The following is a 25893-nucleotide window of genomic DNA, read 5'->3' as shown; positions in this document are numbered from 1 at the left end:
TTCTATGAAGATCGCACTGCTAGCGGACTTATCGGTTCAGGCCAAGGCCATTGCAGACTCCCTGTCGCGCGCCGGCCTGTACTGCAACACCTACCAAGCAAGCCAGGCACTCTTCGATGGCATCGCTCAGGCCGGGTACGACGTCCTGCTGATCGACCACGAACTGGCGGACATGCCCGCCGTGGATGCCGTGCGCGCGGTATGTGGCGCCTGGCGCTGCGAGGTGCCCGTCATGGTGCTCTCCAGCCGGCGAGACGAAGACTCCGTCGTCAATACCCTGCAGGCCGGCGCCGATGACTACATGATCCGCCCCCTGCGCTCACGGGAACTGGTGGCCCGGCTGCATGCGCTGCAGCGCCGCACTGCCTCGCGCCGGCAATCGCTTGATCGTGCCATCAAGGTCGGCCCTTACGCACTGGATTGCCTCTCTCACCAGGCCGTATTCCAGGGCCGGCGGCTGCCGCTGACGCCCAAGGAGTTCGATCTCGCCTCGCTGCTGTTTTCCAATGTCGGACGCGTCCTATCGCACACGCATATCGAGCTGGCGATATGGGGCTACCCGCTGCCGCCGTCGTCGCGCGCGCTGGCGAGCCTGGTTTCGCGCCTGCGCCGCACGCTGCGGCTCTGTCCCCGCAACGGCCTGGTCCTCACCGTGATCTATGCCCAGGGCTATCGTCTCGATCAAACCGGTCCGGGGCTGGCCGCGCCGAGCTCCCAAGGGTTCGGCTGACCGCTGCCGCGGCGGCGTCCGTCAGGCCCCAGGCCGGCTGCATTGCATGAGGTCGCGCAGGTCGATCACGGCAAAACCGCTGGCGGCCTTCTTGGCTTCGCGCTTGGCCATGGCCGCTGCCGCGCCGATATGGCTGCTGCCCAGGCGGGGCAGCCCGGCAATGCCTTCCAGCACCCATGGCCCGACCCGCACCGCGCCAGCAGCCATCGACACGGTGGGGAAGAACATGGCCTGCCCGCGGCGATCTTCCCCATGGATGCCGCCGGCCGCGCGGTCGGCGTCGTCATACATCTCGCGTGCCGCACGATTGAAACGCGCAATCGCCGAGCGCGTGCGTTCCGCCCAGTCGGGGCTCTGGTATAGCACCAGGAAATCGTCTCCTCCCACATGGCCCAGGAAATCCCGCGTGGGATCGCAAGTTTGCGTGAGGATGGCGGCCGCTCCCTTCAGCATTTCGTCGCCCTTCCAGTAGCCGTACTGGTCGTTGTAGGGTTTGAAATGGTTGAGGTCCACATAACAGGCATGGAACTCCACGCCTGCCTCGATCAGGCGATCGATATGGCGGTTCAGGGGCATGTTGCCCGGCAGGAAGGTCAGCGGGTTGGCGTAGCGCGCCGCCTCCATGCGGATCTCCGTCACCGCGCGGATCAGGTCGGCGCCGGTGCCAAGGCCGGCGTAGCGCCCCCGCTCGGTGATGATGAAGCCGTCGGCCAGCGGACGCTGGTCCTCGCCCGACAGCGCCTGCGCCATTTCCTCGATGCTCGCGCTCAAGTCGAAACAGAGCGGCGCGCGATTGGCCATGCCGATGCAGGCCTTCTTGCCATACAGCTCCCGATGGAACGGCACCGCGAAGCGGTCGATGAAGTAGTGCCGGTTGACGATGGCAAGCGGTGTGTCGTCCTCGCTCACCACCGCCACCGCGTGCAGTCCCGCATGCGCGTGAAAGAGCGCCAGCAGTTCGTTGTTGCTGGTGGCCGGGCTCACGGCGGGAGCGGACCGCAGCAGCTTGCCCGCCGACACGCCGGGATGCGCCGAGCGTACGGCCTGCGGAAACACGGCGATCTGCCTGGACACCAGCGCCTGGCGGGCCTGCTGCCCGACTTCCCGCAGCGGCTGCGGCTCCGGCCGTCCGAGGTAATAACCCTGGCCGAAGGGCACGCCCAGGTCGCGCAGCACCGCCAGCTCGTCGGCGTCCTCGATGCCTTCGGCGATCACCGCGCCACCCAGCGCCTTCACCAGGGCCAGCACCGTGCGCACGACCTCGAGCCGGCGCGAGCAGCTACCGATGCCGCGCACCAGCGACTTGTCCAGCTTGGTGAAGTGCGGCGCAAGGTGGATCAGCCGGTCGAGATTGGCGTGGCCGGTGCCGAAATCGTCCAGCGCGTATTGCATGCCCAACGCATGCAGCACGGCCATGGCCTGGCCAAAACGCTCGGCGTCCTCAATAGGGGTCTGTTCGGTGACCTCGATCACCACCCGCTTCGGCGCGATGCTGTCCGCCACCAGTGCCCGCATCGCGCGGCCGTCTTCGGCCAGCAGGTAACGCAGCGCCATGGCGCTGAAGTTGAGGAACAGTTTGCCGCGCAAGCCGCGCGCCAGGCAACCGGATAGTCCGGTGCGCGCCGCCTGGAGTTCGATCTGGACGGTCTCGGCCTCGTTGCGGGCGAGGCCGAACAAAGCGTCCGGCATGGCGAGCGGCGAGTTGGACGGGCCGCGAACCAATGCCTCATAGCCCAGGATCTCGCCAGTGCCGAAGGCCACGATAGGCTGGAAGACGGCGTGCAGCGGCGGCAAGCGCAGCCGCGGCACGGGCGTGCCGGCCAGGGGAGAGGCAATCTGCATTGACGGAGTGAACGTGACGTGGAAAGGCGCGGCGCCAGGCGTGAACAAATGGTGAGCCGAAGTGGCTCTCCCTTTATTTCATGTCAAAAATATGTCACCCGTATGACAAAAGAGATTACCCCCTCGGGCGGCCGGGATGTCATGGATGCGTCACAGCCGCCGGCCAGGATACGAGGCAAATAGAATCCACGCCGCCGCCCGCCGCAAGCGCGGGATGGCGGATCCCCAGGGTCAGCAAGTGGACCGCCCGGTCCATCGGAGTCTCAACGTGTCGCAAACCATCAAACTCAGTCTTCCACGCCGCATGGGCTGGCGCATCCCGTCCTGGCTGGGCCGGCTTCCGCTTGCCGCGCGCATGTGCGCCGCGTTCGCGCTGGTCTACGTGTTTGGTGCCGTGGTCGGGCTGACGGGCATTTTCAGCCTGGTTTCGGTCAAGCAGATGACAGATACGCTTTACCAGCGAGATATGCAGGGCGCCATCGCCGCGGAACGCGCGCAATCGGCGCTGGCCCGGCTTGGCCGTGCCCAGCTGGCGCTGACCATGGCCACCAGCGGCAGCGAGCGCGATGGCGCGGTGGCCGATATCGATAGCGCCCTCGGCGGCCTCGACCAGGCCCTGTCGATCGTTCGCAATGCGGCGCCCGCGCAGGCTCCGGCGTTGCAGCAGGAGCGCGACAGTGCCGCCGCAATGCTGCGGGATTACGTCGCCCTGCTGCGCAAGCAGCCGCTCGATGCGTTGCAGTTCGACAGTTCGGTCTCGGTCGAGGGCCATTTCCTGGGCGAACAGCTGCAAAAGCTGGCCGGGCTGGTCGAAGTCACCCGCAAGCAGCAGGAGCGACAGGCCGCCGATACGGTCGCCACGGTGGCCGCCAGCCAGTTGCGGGCCCAGGCCGTGATGGGGGCCATGCTGGTGGCGAGCCTGGCGGCGGCGGCCGCGCTGGCCTGGTTTGCTTCGCGCCTGCTGCTCTCGGAACTGGGCGGCGAACCGGCCGACGCGGCCAAGGTGGCGAGCCGCATCGCCTCGGGGGATTTGCAGCAGCCGGTGCGCGTGCGAGCGGGCGACGAGCACAGCCTGATGTGCCTGCTGGCACGCATGCGCGACCAGTTGGCCGGCGTACTGGAAGGCATCCAGCTTTCCGGAGCCGAAATCGCCGCGGCCAGCGAAGGCATTGCCCATGGCAACCAGGATCTGTCCCGCCGCACCGCGCTGCAGGTTGCCGCGCTGGCCGGCGCCGCCGACAGCGTGGCGCGCCTTACTGCGCTGGTCGGGCAGGCCCACGCGCAGGCCACCGAATCCAGCGCGATGGCGCTCCGGGCACGCGAAGCCACCGACGCTGGCATGGCGGTGGTCGGCCAGATGAGCGGCACCATGGAGGCGGTGAACCAGCACTCGCGCAGCATCACGGAAATGGTCGAGGTGATCGAGAGCATCGCCTTCCAGACCAATATCCTGGCGCTCAACGCCGCCGTGGAAGCCGCGCGCGCGGGCGAGGCCGGGCGCGGCTTCGCGGTAGTGGCCCAGGAAGTGCGCGGGCTGGCGCAGCGCAGCGCAACCTCCGCGCGCGAGATTCGCGCCACCATTGGCCACGCCAGCGAGGAGATCGCCCGCGGGGCGCGCCTGAGCGGGCAAGTGGTCAGCGCGATGGGCGGCATCGAGCAGGCGGTGGCTCAAAGCCATGCTCTGGCCGAACGGCTTTGCGGCGTGGCGGACGAACAGGCGCGCGGCATCCGCTCGGTCGGCGAGGCCGTGGCCCAGCTCGACCAGACCACCCGGCAGAACGCAGAACTCGTGGAAGCCGTCACGGCGCAGGCCGCCAGCCTCGACCAGCAAGCGGCCGGGCTGGCGGCCGGGGTCGCTCGCTTCCGGTTCTGAGGGCGGCCGTCGGGAGGCGGCCTGAGTGGCGAATGTCATGGCAATCGAACTATAGTTCTGCAATGCAGAACTGTAGTTCCACCGTGCAGTTGACGCGCAAGGCGATCGGTGGGAATATCCGGCGATCGAACAATCCGGCGGCCCACGCCGGAAGCCTTACCCGGAGACTGTATGAGTAGCACCACCATGTCCGGCGCGCACGCGCCGGCTGCCGCCCCCTCCTCCTCGTTTACCCGCCTGCACCAGACCTTTGGCCCCTGGGTCCAGAGCCATCCCGAGCGCGTGGCGCTGATGGATGCCGAGCGGTCGCTGCGCTACGGCGAACTGGACGGCGCCATTGCCGAGACTGTCCGCGCCCTTGCGGCCCAGGGCGTGCGCGGCGGCGATCGCGTGGTGCTGGTGACGGAGAACAGCGTGGGCTGCGCGGTGCTGATCCTGGCGCTGAGCGCACTCGATGCATGGGCCGTGCCGGTCAACGCCCGCCTGTCCGCCCGCGAGATCGACAACATCGTCGAGCATTGCGGGGCGCGCATCGCACTGTACCTCGACAGCGCCCATCCCGAGGCGCGCGAGCACGGCCTGGCACGCGGCGCACAGCCGGCCGAATGGCCGCACGTGGGCCGGCTGCTGCTGGGCGCGACCGACCAGGCCGCCGTGGCCGAGCCGGTGGAAGCGGCGGCGCGCGACCAGGTCGCGGCGCTGATCTACACCACGGGCACCACCGGCGCCGCCAAGGCCGTGATGCTGACGCATGCCAACCTGATGTTCATTGGCCGCTCCAACCGCATGCAGGCGCGCGTGCAGCCGGGTGACCGGGTCTACGGCGTGCTGCCGATCTCGCATGTCTATGGGCTGTCGGTGCTGCTGGTCGGCCCGCTCTCGAACGGCGCCACCGTCTATTACGAGCCGCGCTTCCGCCCGGAAAAACTCGCGCACGCGCTGGTCGCGGAGCAACTCACCGTGCTGCACGGCGTGCCCGCCATGTACGCCAAGCTGATCGAATGGAGCCGCGCCCAGGCCACGCCGCTGCAGGCGCCCGCGCTGCGCATGGCGCAATCCGGCGGCGCGCCGCTGACGGCCTCGCTCAAGGCCGCCTTCGAAGCCAGCTTCGGGATCATCCTGCACAACGGCTACGGTATGACCGAAACCTCGCCCACGGTCTGCCAGACCCGGGTGGAAGCCCCGCGCACGGACTGCTCGGTGGGCCCGGTCGTGCCTGATGTCGAGATTCGCCTGGGCGAGCCGCTGCCCGACGGCAGCGGCGAACTGCTGGTGCGCGGCCCCAATGTGATGAAGGGCTATTACCGCCGCCCCGACCTGACGGCGCAGGTGATCGATGCCGACGGCTGGCTGCATACCGGCGACCTGGCCCGCATCGACGCGGACGGCGCGGTGTCCATCGTGGGCCGCTCCAAGGAAATCATCATCCATTCCGGCTTCAACGTGTACCCCGAGGAAGTCGAGCAATCGATCAACGCCTACCCGGCCGTGCTGCAGTCCGCAGTGGTCGGGCGCACGGTGGAAGGCAATGAGGAAGTCATCGCCTTTATCGAAGTGCGCGACGGCATGGAAGTGGACCAGGCCGCCCTGCGCGCTTTCCTGCGCGAGCGTCTGTCGCCCTACAAGATGCCAGCCGAGGTCAGGGTCGTGGCCCACCTGCCGGCCGCGCCGTCGGGCAAGATCCTCAAGGCCAGACTGCGCGAGCTGCTGGCCAGCGCGGGCTGAAGCACAACCCTCACGCCGCCGAGGCCACCGCATGTCCGAACCGCAGAGCGACCCGCAGACCGACGACGCGCCCCGGCACAAGGAAGACCGGCATTTCGTGACAGCGCTGGCGCGCGGCCTGGACGTGCTGGCCTGCTTCCGCAGCTTCGAGACGCGCCTGGGTAATGCCGAGCTGGCGCAACGCTGCGGCCTGCCCAAGTCGACCGTGTCGCGCCTTACGCATACGCTGACCGAGCTTGGTTACCTGCGGCCGGACCCGGAGCAGCTCAAGTACCAGCTCGGCAGTTCGGCGCTGGCGCTGGCGCCTGCGGCGCAGCGCGGCGTCGACGTGCTCGCCGTGGTACGGCCGTATATGCAGGAGCTGGCCGACCTGTCACAGGGCGTGACTTCACTGATCGTGCGCGACCGCGCGCAGATGCTGATCTACGAGAATTGCCAGTCGGAGTCATACCTGACGTTGCGGGTGGCGGTCGGCACGCGGATTTCCGGCCTGACCTCGGCTGCCGGGCGTGCCTATCTGGAGGCCCTGCCCGCTGGCGAACAACGCCAGGCCCTCGCTGCCTTCCGGCACCAGGACGGGATGGATGCCGCCAGTGCCGAGGCCATCGTCGAGCGCAGCCGCGCGGACGTACAGCGCCTGGGTTGCACCACATCCTTCGGCGAATGGCTGCCCGACATCAATTCGATCGCCGCCGCCTTCCGCCCCGGCCCGGCGCTGCCGCCGATGACGCTGTCCTGCAGCGGCCCCACGGCCATCCTGCCAGCCACGCAATTGCTCGAGAAGGTGCGCCCGCGACTGGTCGAGCGCATTCGTGAGATCGAATCGGTGCTCCGCGCACAGGACCGCTAAGCCCCGGTCCCGGCCCTGGCGGTGCCTTGGCTGTCATCCACCCAGGCAGCCGCCCGCCCGCATCAAGCCAACGGCGGGGGTGCCGCCATGCCGTATTTTTCCAGCCACGGCGCCAACTGCGGCAGGATGACGGGGTTGAGCGCCACGCCATCGCGCAACTGGCGCGCCTTGCGCTCCAGCGCGCCCTGCCCTGGCAGCCGTACTCGCTCCACACCGGGCCGCGGCGGGTTGCCGGTACAGGCGCGCGCCACCCAGCCCATCTGGGTGGCGAAGGCGTCCTCGCCGGCAAAGGCTGCCGGATCCAGGATCTGCAGGAACACCGTATTGCCCCAGCGCTTGCCCGGATCGTCGCGGCCATGGCCCGTCAACCCGGCGGTCAGCGCTTCCACCATCAGCGACAGCGCAAAGCCCTTGTGGCCTGCATCGAGTCCGCCCAGCGGCAAGATCGAACCCGAGTGCGGGGGGAACAGCACCGCCGGGTCGTCGCTGGCATTGCCGTGTTCGTCGATCAGCCACTGGTGCGGCAGCCGCTTGCCTTCCTTGTACAGGCGGCCAGTCAGGCCATTGGTGGTGATGGAGGTGGAGACATCGATCAGTACCGGGCCCTCCGGCGTGGGAAACCCCACCGCCAGCGGGCTGGGGGAAAACACCGGGCGCATACCGCCAAAGGGCGCCACGGTGGCCGCGCCGGGCGCCGAGGAAAACAGCAGCATGACGAAGCCGGCCTTGGTTGCCCGCTCCAAGTAAGCCGCCAGGCAGGCGATATGGTGGGAGCGGCGGATCGTGACCGTACCGGTGCCGTAGTCGCGTGCCCGGGCCATCGCGGTTTCCATGGCGCGCAGCGTCAGCCACGGCCCTGGCAGGCGCTTGCCGTCCCAGGTGGCCACGGCGGCGCGATTGGCCAGCACCTCGTAGTCTTCCCTGACCGCCATGCTGCCGCTTTCGATCTCGGCCAGGTAGGTAGGCAGCAATTGCAGGCCATGCGTATCGTGGCCCATCAGGTCCCCTTCGACCAGGATGTCCGCCACGTCGGCGGCTCGCTCGGCGGGCATGCCCGCGCGCTCGAACATGGCCTGCGCCATGCTGCGCAGCGCAGCGGCATCATGGCGCGCAGTGGCTGTGGATTGGCTTTGCATAGAGGCTCCGTCAGGTCGGGCGTGCCGGGCACGCCTCTGGTTTTACTCGTTGACCGATACGCCGGCGGCCTTGACCACCTTTTCCCAGCGCACCTTCTCGGCCAGGGCAAAGGACTGGAATTCGGTGCTGGGCCTGGGATCGGGCTCGGCGCCGGCATTGACCAGCTGCTCGCGGAATTCGGGCCGGCGCATGGCTGCCATCACGGCGTCGCTGACCTTCGCCACGATCTCGCGCGGCGTACCGGCCGGGGCGAACAGGCCGAACCAGGAGCCGGTGACAAAACCCGGCAGGCCGGCCTCTTCCATGGTAGGCACGTCAGGCAGCGCGGCCATGCGTCTGGCGCCGGTGACCGCAAGCGCCTTGAGCTTGCCGGATTTGACGAACGGCAGCGAGGTCGGCGCGTTATCGAACATGATCTGCACCTGGCCGCCCATCAGGTCCGTCACCGCCAGCGCGCTGCCCTTGTACGGCACGTGCACCATCGCGGTTCCGGTCATCACCTTGTACAGCTCGCCCGACAGGTGGATCGAGCTGCCCGCGCCCGACGAGGCAAAGGTGGCGCGTCCGTTCTCGCTCTTCACGAACTGCGTAAGCTCCTTGACGTTGCGGGCCGGCACCGAGGGATTGACCACCAGGATGTTCGGCACCGAAGCGACCATCGCCACCGCCGTGAAATCCTTCGCCGTATCGTAAGGCATCTTGCGATAGAAACTGGCGTTGATGGCGTTGGTACCGACCGTGCCCATCAGCAGCGTGTAGCCGTCCGGCGCGGACTTGGCGACGATGTCGGCGCCGATATTGCCCGAGGCGCCGGGGCGGTTCTCCACCACCACCGGCTGGCCCAGCGCCTTCTGCAGGTCGCGCCCGATCAGGCGGGCCACGATATCGGTATTGCCGCCGGCGGCAAACGGCACCACCACGCGGATGGGCCTGGAGGGATAGGTATCCGCCTGCGCGGGCAATGCCGCGCAGGCGGTGGCCGCAGCCAATGCTGCCAGCAGCGCGCGGCGCGAAGGCTTGAAGCTTTGATGCATGGTTGTCTCCTCTGTGGTTCTTGTAGTGGCCATGCTGCCGGCCCCAGGGTCATGCGAAGTGCGCTCAATGAGACGGATCCGGCAGCAGCCGCCCCGGATTCATCAGCCCGTGCGGGTCCAGCGCGTGCTTGATTTTCTGCATCAGCGCTATTTCCACGGCGGATTTGTAGTGCGCGTTCTTGTCGACCTTGAGTTGGCCGATGCCATGTTCGGCCGAGATCGATCCGCGCGTGCGGTGCACCGCCTCATACACCAGCGCGCTGATCGCCGCGCCGTTGGCCCGCACGAACTCCGGCTGCGGCATGCCCTGCGGCGCGCTGACGTTGTAGTGCAGGTTGCCGTCGCCGAGGTGGCCGAAGGCCAGCACGCGTGCGCCCGGATGCGCGGCCACAATGGCGGCGCTGGTGTGCGCGATGAACTCGCCGATGGCCGAGATCGGCACCGAGATATCGTGCTTGAGGTTGTCGCCCTCTTGCGACTGGGCCTCGGGCAGGTGATGCCGGATCCGCCACAGGCCATCGGACTGCGCCAGCGATGCGGCAATGGCTGCATCGGACACGATGCCAGCCTCGAAGGCCTCTTCCATCAATTCGCCGAAGGCTTGCGTGGCATGGGCTTCGCTGTGCGGGTCACTGCTTTCCAGCAGGACGTACCAGGGATGCGCCTGGTCGAACGGCGCGCGGCAGTCCGGGAAATGGTGTGCCACCAGTGCCACGCACACGCCGCTCATCAGTTCGAATGCGGTCAGCGTGGCAGCCAGCCGGCGCTGGGCCAGTTCCAGCAGGCGCAGCGCCGCATGCGGATCGCTCACCGCGGCCAGCGCGGTCATGCGCGCGGCCGGTCGCGGGAATAGCTTGAGGGTAGCGGCGGTAATCACGCCCAGAGTCCCCTCGGCGCCGATAAAGAGCTGCTTCAGGTCGTAACCGGTGTTGTCCTTACGCAGGCCACGCAGGCCGTCCCAGATCTCGCCGTCGGGCGTGACCACTTCCAGGCCCAGGCATAACTCGCGCGTATTGCCATAGCGCAGCACCTGCACCCCGCCCGCGTTGCTGGCGAGGTTGCCGCCGATGGTGCAACTGCCCTCCGCGCCCAGCGACAGCGGATACAGGCGCCCCGCCTCCTGCGCCGCCTGCTGGACGGCGGCCAGGATGCAGCCGGCCTCGGCGGTCAGCGTGTTATTGAGCGGATCGATCTCGCGGATGCGGTTCAGCCGTGCCGTGGAGAGCACCAGTGCGTGCCCGCCGCCGTCGGGAATGGCGCCGCCCACCATGCCGGTATTGCCGCCTTGCGGCACCAGCGGCACCCGCCGCGCCGCGCACCAGCGCACGATCGCAGCCACATCCCCGGTGGTGTCCGGCTGCGCCACCGCGAGCGCGCGGCCGGTCCAACTGCGGCGCCAGTCGGTGAGGAACGGGGCTGTGTCCTCGGGCGCGGTCAGCAAGTGGCCGGCAAACCGGCTGCGCAGGTCGGCCAGCGTGGCATCGGTCATGGCGTGTCTCCTATTTTTGTCTTATGTGGGGTGTCTTCTTGTACTGGCAGTGCTAATGGCAGTGCTAATCGGCGATGCGCATCGCCGGCGTGATCTGGCGCGGATCCGTCACCAGTTCCAGCAACGCAGGCTTGCCCGCCGCCTGTGCCCGCGCGAAGGCCGCGGCAAAGTCCTCAGTCTGCGTCACGCGTTCGGCCCAGGCCCCGCACGACTGCGCCATCGCCACGAAATCCGGGCTCGGGATCGCCGTGCCGCTGACGCGGCCCGGATAGCGCTTTTCCTGGTGCATGCGGATGGTGCCGTACATGCCGTTGTTGACCACCACCACGATCAGGTTGACGCCGTACTGCGCGGCGGTGGCCAGTTCCTGCGGATACATCAGGAAGCAGCCGTCGCCGGCGAAGCACACCACGGTGCGCCGCGGGTCGCGCAGCTTGGCGGCAACCGCCGCGGGCAGGCCGTAGCCCATGGCGCCGCAAGTCGGCGCCAGTTCGGTGCGCGGCTGGCGGTAGGCGTAGAAGCGATGGAGCCAGACGGTGTAGTTGCCCGCGCCGTTGCTAAGCACGGCGTCGTCGGGCAAGACGCAGTCCAGGTGCGCAATCACCGCGCCCATGTCCACGCCCGTGAGCTGCGGGTGCGGCCTGGCCGGCATGGCGAAGGCGGTATGCGCGGCGCGCGCGGCGCGGGTCCATTCGCCCCAGCGCACGGCGGTGGGCGGCGTCAGCGCAGCCAACATGGCGGCGCCGGGCTCGATGGCCGCATGGATGGCCAGTTCGGGCTGGTACACACGGCCAAGCTCGGCGCTGTCGGCATGCAGGTGGATCAGGCGCTGGCGCGGGCGCGGCACTTCCAGCAAGGTGTAGCCATCGGTGGCGATGTCGCCCAGCCGCGTGCCGAAGGCCAGGATCAGGTCGGCGTCGCGCACGCGTTCCGCCAGCGCGGGATTGACGCCAAGGCTGAGGTGGCCGACGTAGTGCGGGTCGCGGTTGTCGAACACGTCCTGGCGGCGGAAGACGCATGCCACCGGCAGGTTCCAGCGCTGCACGAAGGCAGCGAAATCGGCCGCCGCGCGCGCGCTCCAGTTGGCGCCGCCGGCGATCACCAGCGGACGCTGCGCGCCGGCCAGCGCCACGGCGAGCGCTGCCGCGTCGGCCGCGCGCGGTGCGGCCTCCACCGGGCAATAACATCCCGTATCGGCCACTTCGCACAGGCCGTCCAGCACGTCCTCCGGCAGCGAGATCACCACGGGACCGGGCCGGCCGGAGGTAGCGCACTGGAAGGCGCGGGCCACCAGTTCTGGGATGCGCGCCGGATCCTCGATCTCCACCACCCATTTGGCGACGGAGCCGAACATGGCACCGTAGTCCACCTCCTGGAAGGCCTCGCGACCCTTGTGGCCGCGCGCGATCTGGCCGACGAAGAGCAGCATCGGCGTGGAATCCTGGGCGGCGATATGTACCCCGATGCTGGCGTGGGTGGCGCCCGGCCCGCGGGTGACGAAGCAGATGCCGGGGCGCCCGGTGAGCTTGCCGTCGGCCTCGGCCATATTGGCCGCCGCGCCCTCGTGCTTGCAAACGATCAGGTCGATGGCGGGCTGGTCATGCAAGGCGTCCAGCACGTCGAGGAAGCTCTCGCCCGGCACGCAGAAGATGCGCTCGGCGCCATGGATGCGCAGGGCGTCCACCAGCACGCGGCCGCCGGAGCGGGCCAGCCTGGCGGGCGATGACGAGGATAGCGCGGTGGCTGCAACGGGTTGGCTGGTCATGATGATATGGAATGGTGCGGTGCAATCGGACAGATGCCTGGCGGTGCCTGGGCACGAGCGCATCGGAAACCGTCCGGCGAATCCGGAATAGCCGGGAATGCATGGATTGTTATGCCGCGAACGCCTTGTGCGCCTGGCATACGCCGCATTTCTGCTATGCGTAAAACGCAAGGCTGCGCTTGCCGGGCGCGTGTAGATTGTTGCCAGGCGATCCCGCCCTGCCCCCGCGTCCCTTGCCCAGGCATGGCGGTACGGTGAGGCAGCGGAAAGGAAGATGGCTTCGACAAAAACGATCAGGAGACCCAGATATGCCCATGCGCCCGCAACCCGGCCAGTCACTCCAGCCTTCCCGCCGCTTCGCCAGGCTTTGGACCTGCGCACTCGCCGCACTTACCGCGCTGGGCACCCTGGCCAGCATCCTGCCGGCGCATGCGCAGGACGCGTGGCCGACCAGGCCGGTCAACTACGTCGTGCCCTTCGCCGCGGGCGGCACCACTGACGTGCTGGGGCGCCTGATCGGCCAGCGCCTGTCGCAGATGATCGGCCAGCCGGTGGTGGTGGAAAACCGGGCCGGCGCGGGCGGCAATATCGGCTCGGACTACGTCGCCAAGGCGGCGCCCGACGGCTACACCCTGGTGGGCGGCACCATCAGCTCGCACGCGATCAATGTGAGCCTGTACCCGAAGATGCCCTACGACCCGATCAGGAACTTCCAGCCGGTGGCCCTGATCGGCACGCTGCCCAACCTGCTGGTAGTCAATGCCAACAGCCCGTGGAAGAACGTGCAGGACGTGATCGCCGCGGCCAGGGCCAAGCCCGGTACGGTCTCCTTCGGCTCGGCGGGCAACGGCACCTCGCAGCACCTCGCCGGCGAATTGTTCGCCAACATGGCAGGCGTCAAGCTGCTCCATGTGCCATTCAAAGGCAGCAGCCCGGCAGTGCAGGCGCTACTGGGCAACCAGGTGGACGTGCTGTTCGAGAACAGCGTGGCCGCCATGCCGATGATCCAGTCCGGCAAATTCCGCGCCCTGGCCACGACGGCGGCCAGGCGCGCGCGCGAGTTGCCGGACGTGCCAACGGTGGCCGAGGCCGGCGGGCCGAAACTGCAGGGCTACGAGATCGTTTCCTGGCAAGCCGTGTTCGCCCCCGCCGGCACGCCCGCGCCCATCGTCAACCGCCTTGCCACGGACATCGGCAAGATCATCCAGGAACCCGACATGCGCGCCCGCCTCGCCGCGCTGGGGATCGAGCCGTCCGGAGCGGGCCCGGCCGAACTGGGCGCTTTCCAGAAGAGCGAAGTGACCAAATGGGCGCAACTGATCAAGACCGCGAATATCCGGCCGGAATGACGCCAGCGCATGGCTCGGGTGCCTTGCCGGGTACCCAAGCGGAGGCCGGCGGCTTATGATGGCCAATTGATTTCGCCTGTGACCCCTTCCCTCTTTCCCCCTGAAGCCCATGAGTGAACACCGCATTCCGACCGCCGCCCTCCATCAGTGGGTGGTCGATCTCTGGCTCGCCGCCGGTTCCGACGCGCGCGAGGCCCGCCTCACCGCCGATCACCTGGTCGGCGCCAACCTGTCCGGCCACGATTCCCACGGCGTCGGCATGATCCCCAAGTACGTGTTGTCCTGGCTGGGCGAGCAGCTCCGGCTGAACCAGCGCGTGAGCGTGGTGCACGAGGCCGGCGGCATCCTGAGCCTGGACGGTAACCGCGGCATGGGCCAGGCGGTGACCGAGGAGGCCATGGGCCTGGCGATCGAACGCGCGCGCGAGCACGGCGTGTGCGTGCTCGGCCTGCGCCGCTCGCACCATCTGGGCCGGGTCGGGCACTGGGCCGAGCAGGCCACCGCGGCCGGCATGATCTCCATCCACTTCGTCAACGTGTTGTCCAAGCCGATCGTGGCCCCGCATGGCGGCTACGAGGCCCGTTATGGCACCAACCCGTTCACCATCGGCGTGCCGGTGGCCGGCGCCGAGCCGCTGGTGATGGATTTCGCCACCAGTGCGATCGCGCTGGGCAAGGTGCGCGTGGCCAACAACAAGGGCGTGCCGGTGCCGCCGGGCTGCCTGCTGGATGCGCAAGGCCAGCCCACCGACGACCCCGCCGTGATGTTCCCGCCCGCAGGCGATCCGCAAGGCGCGCTGCGCGCCTTCGGCGAGCACAAGGGCTATGTGCTGGCGGTAATGTGCGAACTGCTGGGCGCTGCCGTGACGGGAGGCCACACCATTCGCCCGGAGACCCTGACCCACGAGCATGCGGTCTGGAACAATATGCTGGCCATCGTGTTCGACCCGGCGCGCCTGGGCAGCAGCACCACCTTTGGCCATGAGGTGCAGGCCTTCGTCGACTGGCTGCGGTCCTCGCACCTGCAGCCCGGCACCGATGCCATCCTCCTGCCCGGCGAGCCCGAGCGCGCGTGGCGCCGGGCCCGCGCCGAATTCATGCCCGTGGACAGCGGCACGCTCGCCCAGCTCGACGATGCCGCGGCGCGCGTGCAGGCCGCGCGAGGGAAGTCGCCCGGCCCGCTGTCGCGGCTGGCAGTGGACTGATCCGCCTTGTTCCGGGCGACAAACCGACAAACCGAGGCCTAGCCACCATGCCGCACCTTATTATCGAGATCACCGAAAACACCCGCCTGACCTGCTCGCAGGAGGAACTGCTGGACGAAGCCAATGCCGCATTGCTGGCTTCCGGCCAGTTCGACGAACCCGACATCAAGTCGCGCTGCATCACGCTGACTTCCTTCCGCCAGGGCACCGAAGCACGCGAACGCGCCTTCGTGCATGCGCGCCTGCACATCCTGGATGGGCGCGAACTGGCGGTGCGCCAGGCGCTCAGCAAGGCGGTCTGCGACGTCATCGTCGAAGCCGTACGGCCTGGCAGCCCGGAAGACAGCGTGCAGGTCAGCGTGGAAGTCGTGCAGATGGAACGCGCCAGCTTTACCAAGCAGATCGTCAGCGGCTCACGCTGAGGCTGCCCCAGGGCCGCTGCCGCGGCCCGCCGGGAACCGGCAAGAACGATGGCCTCGGCGCCTGCCGCACATGCGGTGGGCGGCAATGAAAGGCCACGCCATATCCATTCGCGAAGAAAGCCCCAGGAGATAACGTGTCCGCCACCCAACCCGCTGCCCCGGTGATTCGCCTGCACGCGCAGGACAACGTACTGATCGCGCGTACCGAACTCAGCATCGGCACGCCCGTGCCCGGCGAGGCATTCAGCATCCGCAGCCAGGTGCCGGCCGGGTACAAGATCGCGGCGCGCGCCATCGCCAGGGGCGAGCCCATCCTCAAGTACAACACCACGATCGGCTTTGCCGGCGCCGACATCGCGCCGGGCACGCTGGTGTCCGGACACAATATCGAGTTCCGCGAGTTCGACCGCGACTACGCCCATGCGCGCGACTTCGTGCCGGTAGCGCTGTTGCCCGAAGCGGAACGAGCCACCTTCGACGGCATCGTGCGCGAGGATGGCCGCGTGGCCACGCGCAACTTTATCGGCGTGGTCGCCACTGTCAACTGCTCGGCCACCGTTGTGCACAAGATCGCCGAATGGTTCACGCCCGAGCGGCTGGCCGACTATCCCAACGTGGACGGCGTGGTGGCCTTTGCCCACAGCACCGGCTGCGGCATGGAGATGAGCGGCGAGCCGATGGCCATGCTGCAGCGGACCCTGGCCGGCTATATGCGCCACCCCAACCTGGCAGCGGTGCTGGTGGTCGGGCTGGGCTGCGAACGCAACCAGGTCAATGCGCTGCTGAAGGCCGAAGGGCTGGAGCCCGGGCCCCGGCTGCATGCGTTCACCATGCAGGACACTGGTGGCACCCGCAAGACCATTGCCGCCGGCGTGGCCGCGGTGCAGGCACTGCTGCCGGATGCCAACCGTGCCGTACGCCAGCCGGTGTCGGCCAGCCACATCAGCATCGGCCTGCAATGCGGCGGCTCGGACAGCTTTTCGTCGATCACGGCCAACCCGGCGCTGGGCGCGGCCATGGACATCCTGGTGCGCCACGGTGGCACGGCCATCCTGTCGGAAACGCCGGAGATCTATGGCGTCGAGCATACGCTGACGCGCCGCGCGGCCAGCCGCGAGGTGGGCGAGAAGCTGGTCGAGCGCATCCGCTGGTGGAAGGATATCTACGCCGCCGGCCGCGATGTGCAGATCAATGGCCGCGTCAGCCCCGGCAACCAGGCCGGCGGCCTGGCCAATATCTTCGAGAAATCACTGGGGTCGTCGATGAAGGGCGGCACCGGCCCGCTGATGGGCGTGTACCGTTACGCCGAGCCGATCACGCAAAAGGGCCTCGTCTTCATGGACTCGCCCGGCTTCGACCCTGTATCGGCCACCGGGCAGATCGCCAGCGGCGCCAACCTGATCTGCTTCACCACCGGGCGCGGCTCCATGTTCGGCGCCAAGCCGGTGCCATCGCTCAAGCTCGCCACCAACTCGCCGATGTACCAGCGCCTGGAAGAAGACATGGACATCAATTGCGGCGAGATCCTTGACGGTACCGCTACCATCCAAAGCATGGGCGAACACATCTTCGCGCGGATCCTGGCGGCGGCCTCCGGCCAGCGCACCAAGAGCGAGCTGCTCGGCCTGGGCGACCACGAGTTCGCGCCGTGGCAGATCGGCATCACCGGCTGACGCAGCCCCCAACCGCTATCGCGCACCGCGCCTCCTCGAAAATCAGGAACACAAATCGATATGTCAACACTGCCGAATTCGAACTTGCCCTCCCCGCTGCCCAACCGCTTCCGTGCCGACATCCTCGCGCGCAAGCGCGTGATCGGCTGCTGGTGCTCGCTGGGCAATCCCACCACTACCGAGATCCTCGGCCTGGCCGGCTTCGACTGGCTGCTGCTCGACGGCGAGCACTCGCCCAACGACGTGCTCACATTTATCCCCCAACTGATGGCGCTGCAAGGCAGCGTGAGCGCGCCTGTGGTGCGCCCGCCGGTAAACGATCCGGTGGTGATGAAGCGCCTGCTGGACATCGGTTTCTATAATTTCCTGATTCCCTTTGTCGAGAGCGCCGAACAGGCCGAGCGCGCCGTCAGCGCCACCCGCTACCCGCCGGCCGGTGTGCGCGGCGTGTCGATGGTCCAGCGCAGCAACCGCTACGGCACCGTGCCGGAGTACTTCAGCCAGATCAACGACAATATCTGCGTGCTGGTACAGATCGAAAGCCGGAAAGGCGTCGATGCCGCCGATGAGATCTGTGCCGTGGAAGGCGTGGACGGCATCTTTATCGGCCCGTCGGACCTGGCTGCCGCCTGCGGCCATCTCGGCAACCCCAACCATCCCGAGGTGCAGGCGCAGGTGGCGCGCATCTTTGACGCCGCCAATCGCGCGGGCAAGGCGGTCGGCACGCTGACGCCGGTAGAAGCCGACGCGCGCCGCTACCTGGATATGGGCGCGAGCTTCGTGGCGGTGGGCCTTGACCAGAATATCTTCCGCAGTGCCACGCAAGCGCTGCGCGATCGCTTCGCCGGCTAGGAGCGGCATCCGCCTGAAGCGGCGCCGCGCGCGGCCCCAACGGACGACAGACGACAGACGAGAGGACTGACATGAGCAAGATCGGATTTATCGGACTGGGCGTGATGGGCACGCCCATGGCGCAACACCTGCTGGCCGGCGGCAATACGCTCTACGTCCACTCCCGCAGCGGCCCGCCCAAGGCCCTGCTCGATGCCGGCGCCCAGGCCTGCGCCAATGCCACCGAAGTGGCGCGGCAAAGCGATGTGATCTTCCTGATGCTGCCCGACACGCCCGATGTGGAGCGCGTGCTGTTTGGTGAAAACGGCGTGGCGCAAGGCCTCTCCAAAGGCAAGGTCGTGGTCGACATGAGTTCCATCTCGCCGATTGAAACGCGCGTCTTCGCCGGAAAAATCGAAGCGCTCGGCTGCGACTACGTGGACGGCCCCGTCTCCGGGGGCGAACTCGGCGCCAGGGCCGCGACGCTGTCGATCATGGCCGGCGGCAAGCAAGCCGCGTTCGACCGCGTGCTGCCGTTGCTGCAGTTGATGGGCAAGAACATCACGCTGGTGGGAGGCGTGGGCGACGGGCAGGTGGCCAAGGTGGCGAATCAGGTGATCGTCGCGCTGACCATCGAGGCCGTGGGCGAGGCCCTGGTGCTGGCCGCCAAGGCAGGCGCCGACCCGGCCCGCGTGCGCGAAGCGCTGATGGGCGGCTTTGCCAGCTCGCGCATCCTGGAAGTGCATGGCGAGCGGATGATCAAGCGCACCTTCGATCCGGGCTTCCGCATCGAACTGCACCAGAAGGACCTCAACCTGGCGCTGTCGACCGCGCACAAGCTGGGCGTGAGCCTGCCAAATACCGCCTCGTGCCAGCAACTGTTCAATGTGTGCGGCGCGCTTGGCGGCGCCAGATGGGACCATTCCGGCCTGGTGCGGGCGCTGGAACATATGGCCGGGCACGCCATCGGCGACCAGCCCGCGGCCAAGGCCTGAACTTGCCCGCACATACCGTATGACCGCGCTCAACTCCGAGGACCTGGCCTGCTTCGTCTGCGTGGCCAATACGCAAAGCATCTCGCGCGCGGCGCTTGAAATGGGCGCGGACCAGTCCACCGTCAGCCGGCAGATCGCCCGGCTGGAAGCGGCGCTGGACACCCGCCTGTTCCACCGCAGCGGGCGCGGCGTGGTATTGACCGAAGCCGGCCAGACCCTGATCGTCTACGCGCGCCAGGTAGCGGCCACGCTGGCGGAGGCGCGCGAAGCCATTCGCGCGTCGTCGGCGCAGGGTCCGGCGCAGTTGGTGATTGCGGCACAACCTACCATTGCCAACACCGCGTTCGCCAGCATCGGCACCGCGCTCAAGCAGCGCTTTCCCGCCACCAGGGTTCGCTTTGTCGAAGGGCTGGCGAGCCCGTTGCTGGCCTGGCTGGCGGCGGGCGAGATCGACGTCGCCCTGCTCTATCTGCCCGAGCAGCAAGGCGCGCTGAAGGTCGACATCCTGCTGGAAGAAGACCTGACCTTGGTCACGCCAACCTCGTGGAGCCATCTCGGCCCCACCTTTCCGGTGCGCCGGCTGGGCGAGGTGCCACTGATCCTGCCCAGCACCGGACACGGCCTGCGCGTGCTGGCCGAGTCGCTGGCGGCCAGGTCCGGCACGAGCCTGCAACTGGCGCTGGAATGCGATGCCTCCAATACCGTATCGATGCGGCTGGTGGAAGATGGCTGCGGCGCCACCCTGCTGCCCTTTGCCGCGGTGGCCGACCGCGTGGCGCAAGGCCGGTTGCATTCGGCGCGGCTGGTGGATCCGGTGGTGACGCGGCAGGTGGCGCTTGCCACCGCGCGCAACCGCACGCCGGTGCCTGAACTGTGGGACATCATGCAGACGGTCAGGCAGTCGGTGCGGAATATCGTGATGTCGGGGGCGTGGCCGGGGGCGCGGTTGATTTGATATTGTTCAGTTGACTTGTTTGCCAGCGGCGGCGAAAGCGGGGGACCTGAAGTTCATGCAAGCACTTCCAAACCGTACTTCTGGACAACTTGGAGCAGCCTCGCTGCCATTCCGCTAGGCTGCTTCTGGCCGCTTTCCCATTTCTGAATCGTTGAAGTACTTGTGTTCAGGTAACGAGCAAAAATGGGCTGGCTCACGTTGACCGATTTGCGGATCTGAACGATGTCTTCTGCCCCGTAGTGTGGGGGTTCTTCAAGGCACAGGTCGTCATACTCGCGCATGGTCTTTTTGTCGATCGACTTCACCTTCAAGAGACCGGATGCGGCGCTGTGAATTGCCTCAAAGGCGTCTGTTTTGGATCGTTTAGCAGTCATGGCAAATCTCCAGTAGCTCCCCTTGCTCGAGTAGTCCAGCAATCTGAGACGCGGAGGCCACCGCATAATCCCTGGGTAGTTTCTTGAACCCTCTCTTGTTGAGCCGCTTCTTCCAAACGCCGCCGCCCAGATCTTCGCCTTGGCCCTGCATCAACGCCTGTGCCGCCATGCATAGTTCGACATCGTCAGTTGCAGCTTTGCGAGCTGCCTTGCTGAACCAGGATGTTTTGAAGGCGCGCGGCGCAAGGAACTTCATGTGGCTCGTCAAAGATCGGATGACGAAGTCTAGCACCCAGTGCAACACTTTCCAATAATGCACCCGATAAGTACCGCATAGCACACGCACGCTTGGCGTGAGCAAGCAAACCGCCGTGGGTTTCCAGGCGATCCGGGTGCGTTTTGAACTGGATACCGACGCCCCGGCCGAGCAGGTCGAGACCCTGCTGCGCCTGACGGAGCGCTACTGCGTCGTCTACCAGACGCTGGCCCGCGGAACCCCTTTGGCGGTCGGCCATGCCGTCGGCGGCGAGCCGGCGGCAAGGCCAGGCTCCACCCCTACGCAGGCTTGATGTTCTGGTTGTGGCGGAACAGGTTGTCGGGATCGTACCTGCGCTTGACGTCGGCCAGCTGCGCGTAATTCGGCCCATAAGCTGCCCCGACGCGATCGCCCTCTTCCTGCGTCAGGAAGTTGACGTAGACCGAGCCCTGCGCGTACGGCGCTGCCGCCTGGAACACCTCGCGCGACCAGGCGACGCAGGCATCGTCGTCAGCCGGATCGGTCCAGCGTCCGTGCACGTTCATGACGAAGTTGGCATCGCGGCTGGGATAGGCCGTGGCATCCACCGCCACCCGGTTGGTCTGGCCGCCCATCGAGCCGATGAAAATCTCGGTGTGCGGGGAAGGCAGCTTGTTGATGTAGTCCGTCAGCAGTGTGATCAGGCCGTCGTCGAGCCCGGCGAAATTGTGCGACTTCCAGTAATTGCGGGCGCCGGGCGTCAGCAAGGGATCGAACGCCTGCTGCCACGCGGTGAATGGCATGGGCCCCACGTGCTCGCCGTAGGGCGTGCCCAGTTTCCGCAGGGGCTCGGCCAGTTGCGGCCCGTCCGCCACCGGCCCGATATAGCAGATAGCCAGCGCCACGATGGGCTTGCCATGCGCTTCGGGCGGGAGGAACGGCAAGGGCGGCGCCAGCCGCATCACGGCCCAGACGGTCAGCTCGTCCGGCATGCCGGCGAAACGGTCGCGCAGTGCCTGCAAGACCGTAGCTGCCTGTGACAAGGGATAAACGATCAGGCCACCGAACACTTCCGGGCCGACCGGATGCAGCGCGAACTCGAACAGGGTGACCACGCCGAAATTGCCGCCGCCGCCGCGGATGGCCCAGAACAGATCGGGATGTTCGGAGGCGCTGGCGCGCACCAGCTTGCCGTCGGCAGTGACAACCTGCGCACCGACCAGGTTGTCGACCGACAAACCGTACTTCCGGCTGATCCAGCCAAAGCCGCCGCCCAGCGTCAGGCCTGCCACACCGGTAGTCGAGTTGATGCCCAGCGGCGTGGCGAGGCCAAAGGCCTGGGCCTCGTGGTCGAAATCGCCAAGCGTCGCGCCAGGCTCGACATAGGCGCGCAGCGCGGTAGGGTCGATCCGCACTGACTTCATGGCAGAAAGGTCCAGCGTGATCCCGCCCTCGCATATCGCCAGGCCGCCGATATTATGGCCACCGGCTCGCACCGAGAGCAGCAGGCCGTTGTCTCGCGCGAACGCCACGGTATGGATGACATCGGCTGCGCCGGCGCTTCGGACGATGAGCCCGGGACGCCGGTCGATCATGGCGTTCCAGATGCTGCGTGCCTCGTCATAGCCCGCATCGCCAGGCTGCAGCGCCTGGCCTCTCAATTTCGACTTCAAGCCTTCGACCAGCTCGCTGGACAGATCAGCCATGATGCACCTCGCGACGGAATCCCCGGTTTCGGGTTCGGCCGCGCTACCGGCAAGGCGCCACGAAGCACGGCTTGATCCGTCTCCGGCGTCATGTCCGCAGGGAGGACTGCATGGCGGACTGAAGGGGGAAAGCGGCTGCCGGCTGGCTTCAGGAAGGCTGGGAGGGGTCGAATCCTTCCTCATTTAAGGTTGGTCCCCGGGTAATGTAAAGCAATCGTGACACTGGTCCCGATTGCTCGCCCGTATGTCCCGGTGCACTTCGCTCAGGTCACCGGCGCCGGGTTGAACAGCGCCAGCGAATTGTGCAGTTTATGGTGCTCGGCCCAGGTCTTCCTGCGGCCGCTCGCCACATCCAGCATCAGCCGGAACAGCTCCCAGCCCACGTCCTCGATGGTGGCTTCGCCAGTGGCGATGCGGCCCGCATTCACGTCCATCAGGTCGTGCCAGCGGCGTGCGAGATCGCTGCGGGTGGCGACTTTGATCACAGGCACTTCGGCCAGGCCGTACGGCGTGCCGCGGCCGGTGGTGAACACGTGCAGGTTCATGCCCGCGGCCAGTTGCAGGGTGCCGCAGATAAAGTCGCTGGCCGGCGTGGCGGCGTAGATCAAACCCTTCTGCCTGAGCTTTTCACCGGGTGAGAGCACGCCGGTGATGGCGGTGCTGCCCGACTTGACGATCGAACCCATCGCCTTCTCGACGATATTGGACAAGCCGCCCTTCTTGTTGCCCGGCGTGGTATTGGCGCTGCGGTCGACGCGGCCTTTTTCCAGGTATCGGTCGTACCAGTCCATCTCGCGGATCATCGCCTGCGCCACTTCCGGCGTGGCGGCGCGCGCGGTGAGCTGGTCGATGCCGTCGCGCACCTCGGTGACTTCCGAGAACATCACGGTGGCGCCCGCGCGCACCAGCAGGTCCGTGGCAAACCCCACGGCGGGATTGGCGGTCACGCCGGAGAATGCATCGCTGCCACCGCATTGCACGCCAACCACCAGTTCCGAGGCCGGGCAGGTTTCGCGGCGGCGCTGGTCGAGCCTGGCCAAATGGGTGTGCGCCATGGCCATGATGGAGTCGATCATGCTCTCGAAGCCCACATGCTGGTCGTCCTGCAGGCACACCACGCCAACCTCCACGTTGCCGGCGCCGGTCTGCACTGGCATGGTGCCCGGCGGCATCAGGCGTTCGGGCTGCAGTTTCTCGCAACCCAGGCTCACCATCATCGCGGTGCCGCCGAAGTTGGGGTTGAGGGCGATATTGCGCAGCGTGCGGATCGGCACGATGGCGTCCGGCGCATCGATGGCCACGCCGCAGCCATAGGTATGCTCCAGGCCCACCACGTCATCCACATTGGGGTACTTCGGCAGCAACTCGGCCTTGATGCGGCGCACGGCATGCTCCACCACGCCCGACACGCATTGCACGGTCGTGGTGATGGCGAGGATATTGCGGGTGCCGACCGAGCCATCCGGATTGCGGAAACCTTCGAAGGTGTAGCCCTCCAACGGCGGCAGCGGCGCCGTCACGCGGGTGCCGATGGGCAAGTCGTCCAGTCCGGGTGCCACCGGCATCTCGATCACGCGCTCATTGACCCAGCTTCCCCTTGGCAGGTCATGCAGCGCATAGCCGATCACCACGTTGTAGCGCACCACCGCATCGCCGGCCGCCAGGTCCGCCAGCGCCACCTTGTGACCCTGGGGTACCCGCTCGCGCAGCGTCAGTCCACAGGGAAACACGGTTCCCGCCGGCAGGCCGCCATCGTTGGCGACGATGGCCACGTTATCCCGTTCATGGATGCGGATATACAGCGGGGTGCCTTGCACCTGCGTGCCCGGCTGCGAACCGGCGGGCCGCTCCACTTGCTCTACTTTGATATCGATAACCGACATGTTCTTTTTCCTTGCGAAATGCTTCCGGTAGCCTGGCCACGCAACACGGCGCGGCCACGGCCATCAGGGATGCTTGAGTTCGACGCGCTTGATTTCCTTGACGATCACCAGGTAGCTGATCACTGTCACCAGCGCGTTGGCGCCGACGAACACCAGCGCGCCATTGAAGGAACCGGTGGTGGCAAGGATATAACCGATCACGATTGGCGTTACGATGCCCGCGATATTGCCGAACATATTGAAGATGCTGCCGGCCAGGCCGATCACTTCCTTCGGTGCCGTATCCGCCACCACGGCCCAGCCCAGCGCCCCGATGCCCTTGCCGAAGAAGGCCAGCGCCATGAAGCCCACCACCAGCCATTCGCTATCCACATAATTGCAGGCCACCATGCTGACCGACAGCAGCATGCCGGCGACGATCGGCACCTTGCGGGCCACCGTCAGCGAATAGCCGCGGCGCAGGAGGCCGTCGGATATCACGCCGCCCAGTACACCGCCGAGGAAGCCGCAAATGGCCGGCAGCGACGCGACGAAGCCCGCCTTCAGGATCGACATGCCGCGCGCCTGCACCAGGTACACCGGGAACCACGTCAGGAAGAAGTACGTCAGCACGTTGATGCAGTACTGGCCCAGGTACACGCCCAGCAGCATGCGGTTGGACAGCAACTGGCGTACATAGAACCAGCGGGCGCCCGCGGGCTCCTGCTCATTCTTGCCGGCGTCGCCGCTCATCTCGATCAGGCCGCCGCCCTGCCGGATATGCTCCAGTTCGGCGCGATTCACCGCCGGATGGGTAGCCGGGCTGCGTACCAGCTTGAGCCAGAGGCCGGCCAGCACCATGCCCAGCGCGCCCATCCACAGATAGACATGGTGCCAGCCCAGCGCGTGGGTCAGCCAGGCCATCAGCGGCGTGAAGAGCACCGCGGCAAAGTACTGGGCGGAATTGAAGATGGCCGACGCCGTGCCGCGCTCTGCCGTGGGAAACCAGCTTGCAACCACCTTGGCATTGGCCGGAAACGCCGGCGACTCGGCCAGGCCCACCGCGAAACGCAGTACGAACAGCGTGGTGACGGCAGCGCCAACCGTGGCGAACGCGCCGATAAAGCCCTGCAGCAGCGTAAATAACGACCACAGGAAGATGCTGCAGGCATAGATGCGGCGGGCGCCGAAACGGTCGAGCAGCCAGCCGCCGGGGATCTGCGCCATCACATAAGCCCAGCTGAAAGCCGAAAAGATAAAGCCCATCTGCACGGCGTCGAAGCCGAACTCCGCCCGCATCGCGGGACCGGTGATGGAAAGCGTGGCGCGGTCGGCGTAGTTCACCGTCGTCACCACAAAGATCATCAGCAGGATCCAGTAACGGACATTGCTGCGGCGGGTGGCCTGCCCGGCCACGCTGAGGGTATTGCTTGGATTCATGGGGTCTCCGGCGCCGGCCGCGACGGATATGGCCGGTACCCTTATCCGGTTACCGGCCAAGCCGAAGCTTTCATGGCCGCGTGATATGTCGTCGTATGACTTGGATTATAGGCAAGGGGTTTCCCACGCAGCATTCAGTGTTTACCCGAGGTGAAGTGTTTGTGGAAGATCGATGCACGCTCACGTTGCGCGTTCATCGGTATGACGGCTGCACGCTGTTCGAAGCTAGCTTTCAAGCAGCTTTCAGGCCGGTTCAGGCATTTCGCAGCGTTTTGCCATGACCCCGACGCTCATAGGCCGGCCATCGGGATTTCGTGCGGCGCCCTGCTGGTGCCAAACAAATCCACTTGCACAATCGTCAACCTACTTGTACGATGACGTATCTCGAAAATGTGCGGACCT

22 protein-coding genes are annotated in these 25893 nt (G+C 67.0%); 12 read left to right on the top strand and 10 right to left on the bottom strand.

What is annotated here, in order from left to right; translation table 11 throughout:
• Positions 1-4: 4 nt before the first annotated feature.
• Positions 5-730 (top strand): response regulator transcription factor, encoded by a 726-nt coding sequence (locus tag ACZY0R_RS00240; RefSeq protein ID WP_488856614.1) that lies wholly within the window; start codon positions 5-7, stop codon positions 728-730.
• 21 nt (positions 731-751) lie between these two features.
• Here the strand turns inward: ACZY0R_RS00240 and ACZY0R_RS00235 are convergent, their stop codons facing one another.
• Positions 752-2572, bottom strand: coding sequence for a phosphodiesterase (locus ACZY0R_RS00235; protein ID WP_488856613.1), 1821 nt, complete (start codon positions 2570-2572; stop codon positions 752-754).
• A 268-nt stretch (positions 2573-2840) separates the two neighbouring features.
• Here ACZY0R_RS00235 and ACZY0R_RS00230 point away from each other — a divergent pair, with 268 nt between their 5' ends.
• The 3 genes from ACZY0R_RS00230 (at position 2841) to ACZY0R_RS00220 (ending at position 7020) form a co-directional block, all read left to right on the top strand.
• Complete coding sequence (locus ACZY0R_RS00230; RefSeq protein WP_488856612.1) at positions 2841-4445, top strand: methyl-accepting chemotaxis protein; 1605 nt, start codon at positions 2841-2843, stop codon at positions 4443-4445.
• Positions 4446-4616: 171 nt separating this feature from the next.
• The gene (locus ACZY0R_RS00225; protein WP_488856611.1) at positions 4617-6170 is read left to right on the top strand and encodes a class I adenylate-forming enzyme family protein; all 1554 of its coding nucleotides are present in this window, start codon (positions 4617-4619) and stop codon (positions 6168-6170) included.
• 31 nt (positions 6171-6201) lie between these two features.
• Positions 6202-7020, top strand: coding sequence for an IclR family transcriptional regulator (locus ACZY0R_RS00220; RefSeq protein ID WP_488856610.1), 819 nt, complete (start codon positions 6202-6204; stop codon positions 7018-7020).
• 62 nt (positions 7021-7082) lie between these two features.
• Here ACZY0R_RS00220 and ACZY0R_RS00215 read toward each other — a convergent pair whose 3' ends face one another.
• The 4 genes from ACZY0R_RS00215 to ACZY0R_RS00200 all read right to left on the bottom strand — a co-directional run bounded on the left by ACZY0R_RS00215 (position 7083) and on the right by ACZY0R_RS00200 (position 12445).
• The gene (locus ACZY0R_RS00215; protein ID WP_488856609.1) at positions 7083-8156 is read right to left on the bottom strand and encodes an Ldh family oxidoreductase; all 1074 of its coding nucleotides are present in this window, start codon (positions 8154-8156) and stop codon (positions 7083-7085) included.
• 42 nt (positions 8157-8198) lie between these two features.
• Entirely contained in the window at positions 8199-9191 is a 993-nt protein-coding gene (locus ACZY0R_RS00210) for a Bug family tripartite tricarboxylate transporter substrate binding protein (RefSeq protein ID WP_035861276.1), read from the bottom strand.
• A gap of 64 nt (positions 9192-9255) precedes the next feature.
• Positions 9256-10680 (bottom strand): FAD-binding oxidoreductase, encoded by a 1425-nt coding sequence (locus ACZY0R_RS00205; protein ID WP_488856608.1) that lies wholly within the window; start codon positions 10678-10680, stop codon positions 9256-9258.
• Between the two features lie 64 nt (positions 10681-10744).
• Positions 10745-12445, bottom strand: a complete 1701-nt coding sequence (locus tag ACZY0R_RS00200; RefSeq protein WP_488856607.1) for a thiamine pyrophosphate-binding protein — start codon at positions 12443-12445, stop codon at positions 10745-10747.
• A gap of 308 nt (positions 12446-12753) precedes the next feature.
• Between ACZY0R_RS00200 and ACZY0R_RS00195 the strand changes: the two genes are divergently transcribed.
• The 7 genes from ACZY0R_RS00195 to ACZY0R_RS00165 all read left to right on the top strand — a co-directional run bounded on the left by ACZY0R_RS00195 (position 12754) and on the right by ACZY0R_RS00165 (position 19874).
• On the top strand, positions 12754-13794 hold the full coding sequence (locus ACZY0R_RS00195) for a Bug family tripartite tricarboxylate transporter substrate binding protein (protein ID WP_488856606.1): 1041 nt from the start codon (positions 12754-12756) through the stop codon (positions 13792-13794).
• 109 nt (positions 13795-13903) lie between these two features.
• Positions 13904-14998 (top strand): malate/lactate/ureidoglycolate dehydrogenase, encoded by a 1095-nt coding sequence (locus tag ACZY0R_RS00190; RefSeq protein ID WP_488856605.1) that lies wholly within the window; start codon positions 13904-13906, stop codon positions 14996-14998.
• 47 nt (positions 14999-15045) lie between these two features.
• Positions 15046-15420, top strand: a complete 375-nt coding sequence (locus ACZY0R_RS00185) for a 5-carboxymethyl-2-hydroxymuconate Delta-isomerase (protein WP_488856604.1) — start codon at positions 15046-15048, stop codon at positions 15418-15420.
• A 134-nt stretch (positions 15421-15554) separates the two neighbouring features.
• Positions 15555-17093, top strand: a complete 1539-nt coding sequence (locus ACZY0R_RS00180) for a UxaA family hydrolase (protein ID WP_488856603.1) — start codon at positions 15555-15557, stop codon at positions 17091-17093.
• 60 nt (positions 17094-17153) lie between these two features.
• Complete coding sequence (gene garL, locus ACZY0R_RS00175) at positions 17154-17945, top strand: 2-dehydro-3-deoxyglucarate aldolase (RefSeq protein WP_488856602.1); 792 nt, start codon at positions 17154-17156, stop codon at positions 17943-17945.
• Positions 17946-18016: 71 nt separating this feature from the next.
• Positions 18017-18919, top strand: coding sequence for a 2-hydroxy-3-oxopropionate reductase (locus ACZY0R_RS00170; protein ID WP_488856601.1), 903 nt, complete (start codon positions 18017-18019; stop codon positions 18917-18919).
• Between the two features lie 19 nt (positions 18920-18938).
• Positions 18939-19874, top strand: a complete 936-nt coding sequence (locus ACZY0R_RS00165; protein ID WP_488856600.1) for a LysR family transcriptional regulator — start codon at positions 18939-18941, stop codon at positions 19872-19874.
• A gap of 53 nt (positions 19875-19927) precedes the next feature.
• Here ACZY0R_RS00165 and ACZY0R_RS00160 read toward each other — a convergent pair whose 3' ends face one another.
• Both ACZY0R_RS00160 and ACZY0R_RS00155 read right to left on the bottom strand, forming a co-directional pair.
• A complete protein-coding gene (locus ACZY0R_RS00160) occupies positions 19928-20248 on the bottom strand; it encodes a helix-turn-helix domain-containing protein (protein ID WP_488856599.1) in 321 nt (106 codons plus the stop codon).
• A complete protein-coding gene (locus tag ACZY0R_RS00155) occupies positions 20238-20504 on the bottom strand; it encodes a type II toxin-antitoxin system RelE/ParE family toxin (protein ID WP_488856598.1) in 267 nt (88 codons plus the stop codon). Before ACZY0R_RS00155 ends, ACZY0R_RS00160 begins: the two co-directional genes overlap by 11 nt.
• A 97-nt stretch (positions 20505-20601) precedes the next feature.
• On the opposite strand from ACZY0R_RS00155, the gene ACZY0R_RS00150 reads away from it, so the two are divergent.
• The gene (locus ACZY0R_RS00150) at positions 20602-20817 is read left to right on the top strand and encodes an OsmC family protein (RefSeq protein WP_488856597.1); all 216 of its coding nucleotides are present in this window, start codon (positions 20602-20604) and stop codon (positions 20815-20817) included.
• On the opposite strand, the gene ACZY0R_RS00145 is transcribed toward ACZY0R_RS00150, so the two are convergent.
• From ACZY0R_RS00145 to ACZY0R_RS00135, 3 genes are all read right to left on the bottom strand, one after another.
• Entirely contained in the window at positions 20804-22189 is a 1386-nt protein-coding gene (locus ACZY0R_RS00145) for an FAD-binding oxidoreductase (RefSeq protein ID WP_488856596.1), read from the bottom strand. The genes ACZY0R_RS00150 and ACZY0R_RS00145 overlap by 14 nt on opposite strands.
• Before the next feature lie 263 nt (positions 22190-22452).
• The gene (garD, locus tag ACZY0R_RS00140) at positions 22453-24072 is read right to left on the bottom strand and encodes a galactarate dehydratase (protein WP_488856595.1); all 1620 of its coding nucleotides are present in this window, start codon (positions 24070-24072) and stop codon (positions 22453-22455) included.
• 63 nt (positions 24073-24135) lie between these two features.
• Complete coding sequence (locus ACZY0R_RS00135; RefSeq protein ID WP_488856593.1) at positions 24136-25491, bottom strand: MFS transporter; 1356 nt, start codon at positions 25489-25491, stop codon at positions 24136-24138.
• Positions 25492-25893: the final 402 nt, after the last annotated feature.

It is taken from the genome of Cupriavidus sp. F041 (assembly GCF_057814235.1).
Note: the sequence above shows the minus strand (reverse complement) of the source record. Positions and strands in the feature narration are given on the sequence as shown.

What these genes read in the sequence shown, in the direction of transcription:
- ACZY0R_RS00240 (WP_488856614.1), top strand. Translation starts at nt 5, where the DNA reads ATGAAGATCGCACTGCTAGCGGACTTATCGGTTCAGGCCAAGGCCATT.
- ACZY0R_RS00235 (WP_488856613.1), bottom strand. Translation starts at nt 2,572, where the DNA reads ATGCAGATTGCCTCTCCCCTGGCCGGCACGCCCGTGCCGCGGCTGCGC.
- ACZY0R_RS00225 (WP_488856611.1), top strand. Translation starts at nt 4,617, where the DNA reads ATGAGTAGCACCACCATGTCCGGCGCGCACGCGCCGGCTGCCGCCCCC.
- ACZY0R_RS00220 (WP_488856610.1), top strand. Translation starts at nt 6,202, where the DNA reads ATGTCCGAACCGCAGAGCGACCCGCAGACCGACGACGCGCCCCGGCAC.
- ACZY0R_RS00215 (WP_488856609.1), bottom strand. Translation starts at nt 8,156, where the DNA reads ATGCAAAGCCAATCCACAGCCACTGCGCGCCATGATGCCGCTGCGCTG.
- ACZY0R_RS00210 (WP_035861276.1), bottom strand. Translation starts at nt 9,191, where the DNA reads ATGCATCAAAGCTTCAAGCCTTCGCGCCGCGCGCTGCTGGCAGCATTG.
- ACZY0R_RS00205 (WP_488856608.1), bottom strand. Translation starts at nt 10,680, where the DNA reads ATGACCGATGCCACGCTGGCCGACCTGCGCAGCCGGTTTGCCGGCCAC.
- ACZY0R_RS00200 (WP_488856607.1), bottom strand. Translation starts at nt 12,445, where the DNA reads ATGACCAGCCAACCCGTTGCAGCCACCGCGCTATCCTCGTCATCGCCC.
- ACZY0R_RS00195 (WP_488856606.1), top strand. Translation starts at nt 12,754, where the DNA reads ATGCCCATGCGCCCGCAACCCGGCCAGTCACTCCAGCCTTCCCGCCGC.
- ACZY0R_RS00190 (WP_488856605.1), top strand. Translation starts at nt 13,904, where the DNA reads ATGAGTGAACACCGCATTCCGACCGCCGCCCTCCATCAGTGGGTGGTC.
- ACZY0R_RS00185 (WP_488856604.1), top strand. Translation starts at nt 15,046, where the DNA reads ATGCCGCACCTTATTATCGAGATCACCGAAAACACCCGCCTGACCTGC.
- garL (WP_488856602.1), top strand. Translation starts at nt 17,154, where the DNA reads ATGTCAACACTGCCGAATTCGAACTTGCCCTCCCCGCTGCCCAACCGC.
- ACZY0R_RS00170 (WP_488856601.1), top strand. Translation starts at nt 18,017, where the DNA reads ATGAGCAAGATCGGATTTATCGGACTGGGCGTGATGGGCACGCCCATG.
- ACZY0R_RS00165 (WP_488856600.1), top strand. Translation starts at nt 18,939, where the DNA reads ATGACCGCGCTCAACTCCGAGGACCTGGCCTGCTTCGTCTGCGTGGCC.
- ACZY0R_RS00160 (WP_488856599.1), bottom strand. Translation starts at nt 20,248, where the DNA reads ATGACTGCTAAACGATCCAAAACAGACGCCTTTGAGGCAATTCACAGC.
- ACZY0R_RS00155 (WP_488856598.1), bottom strand. Translation starts at nt 20,504, where the DNA reads ATGAAGTTCCTTGCGCCGCGCGCCTTCAAAACATCCTGGTTCAGCAAG.
- ACZY0R_RS00145 (WP_488856596.1), bottom strand. Translation starts at nt 22,189, where the DNA reads ATGGCTGATCTGTCCAGCGAGCTGGTCGAAGGCTTGAAGTCGAAATTG.
- garD (WP_488856595.1), bottom strand. Translation starts at nt 24,072, where the DNA reads ATGTCGGTTATCGATATCAAAGTAGAGCAAGTGGAGCGGCCCGCCGGT.
- ACZY0R_RS00135 (WP_488856593.1), bottom strand. Translation starts at nt 25,491, where the DNA reads ATGAATCCAAGCAATACCCTCAGCGTGGCCGGGCAGGCCACCCGCCGC.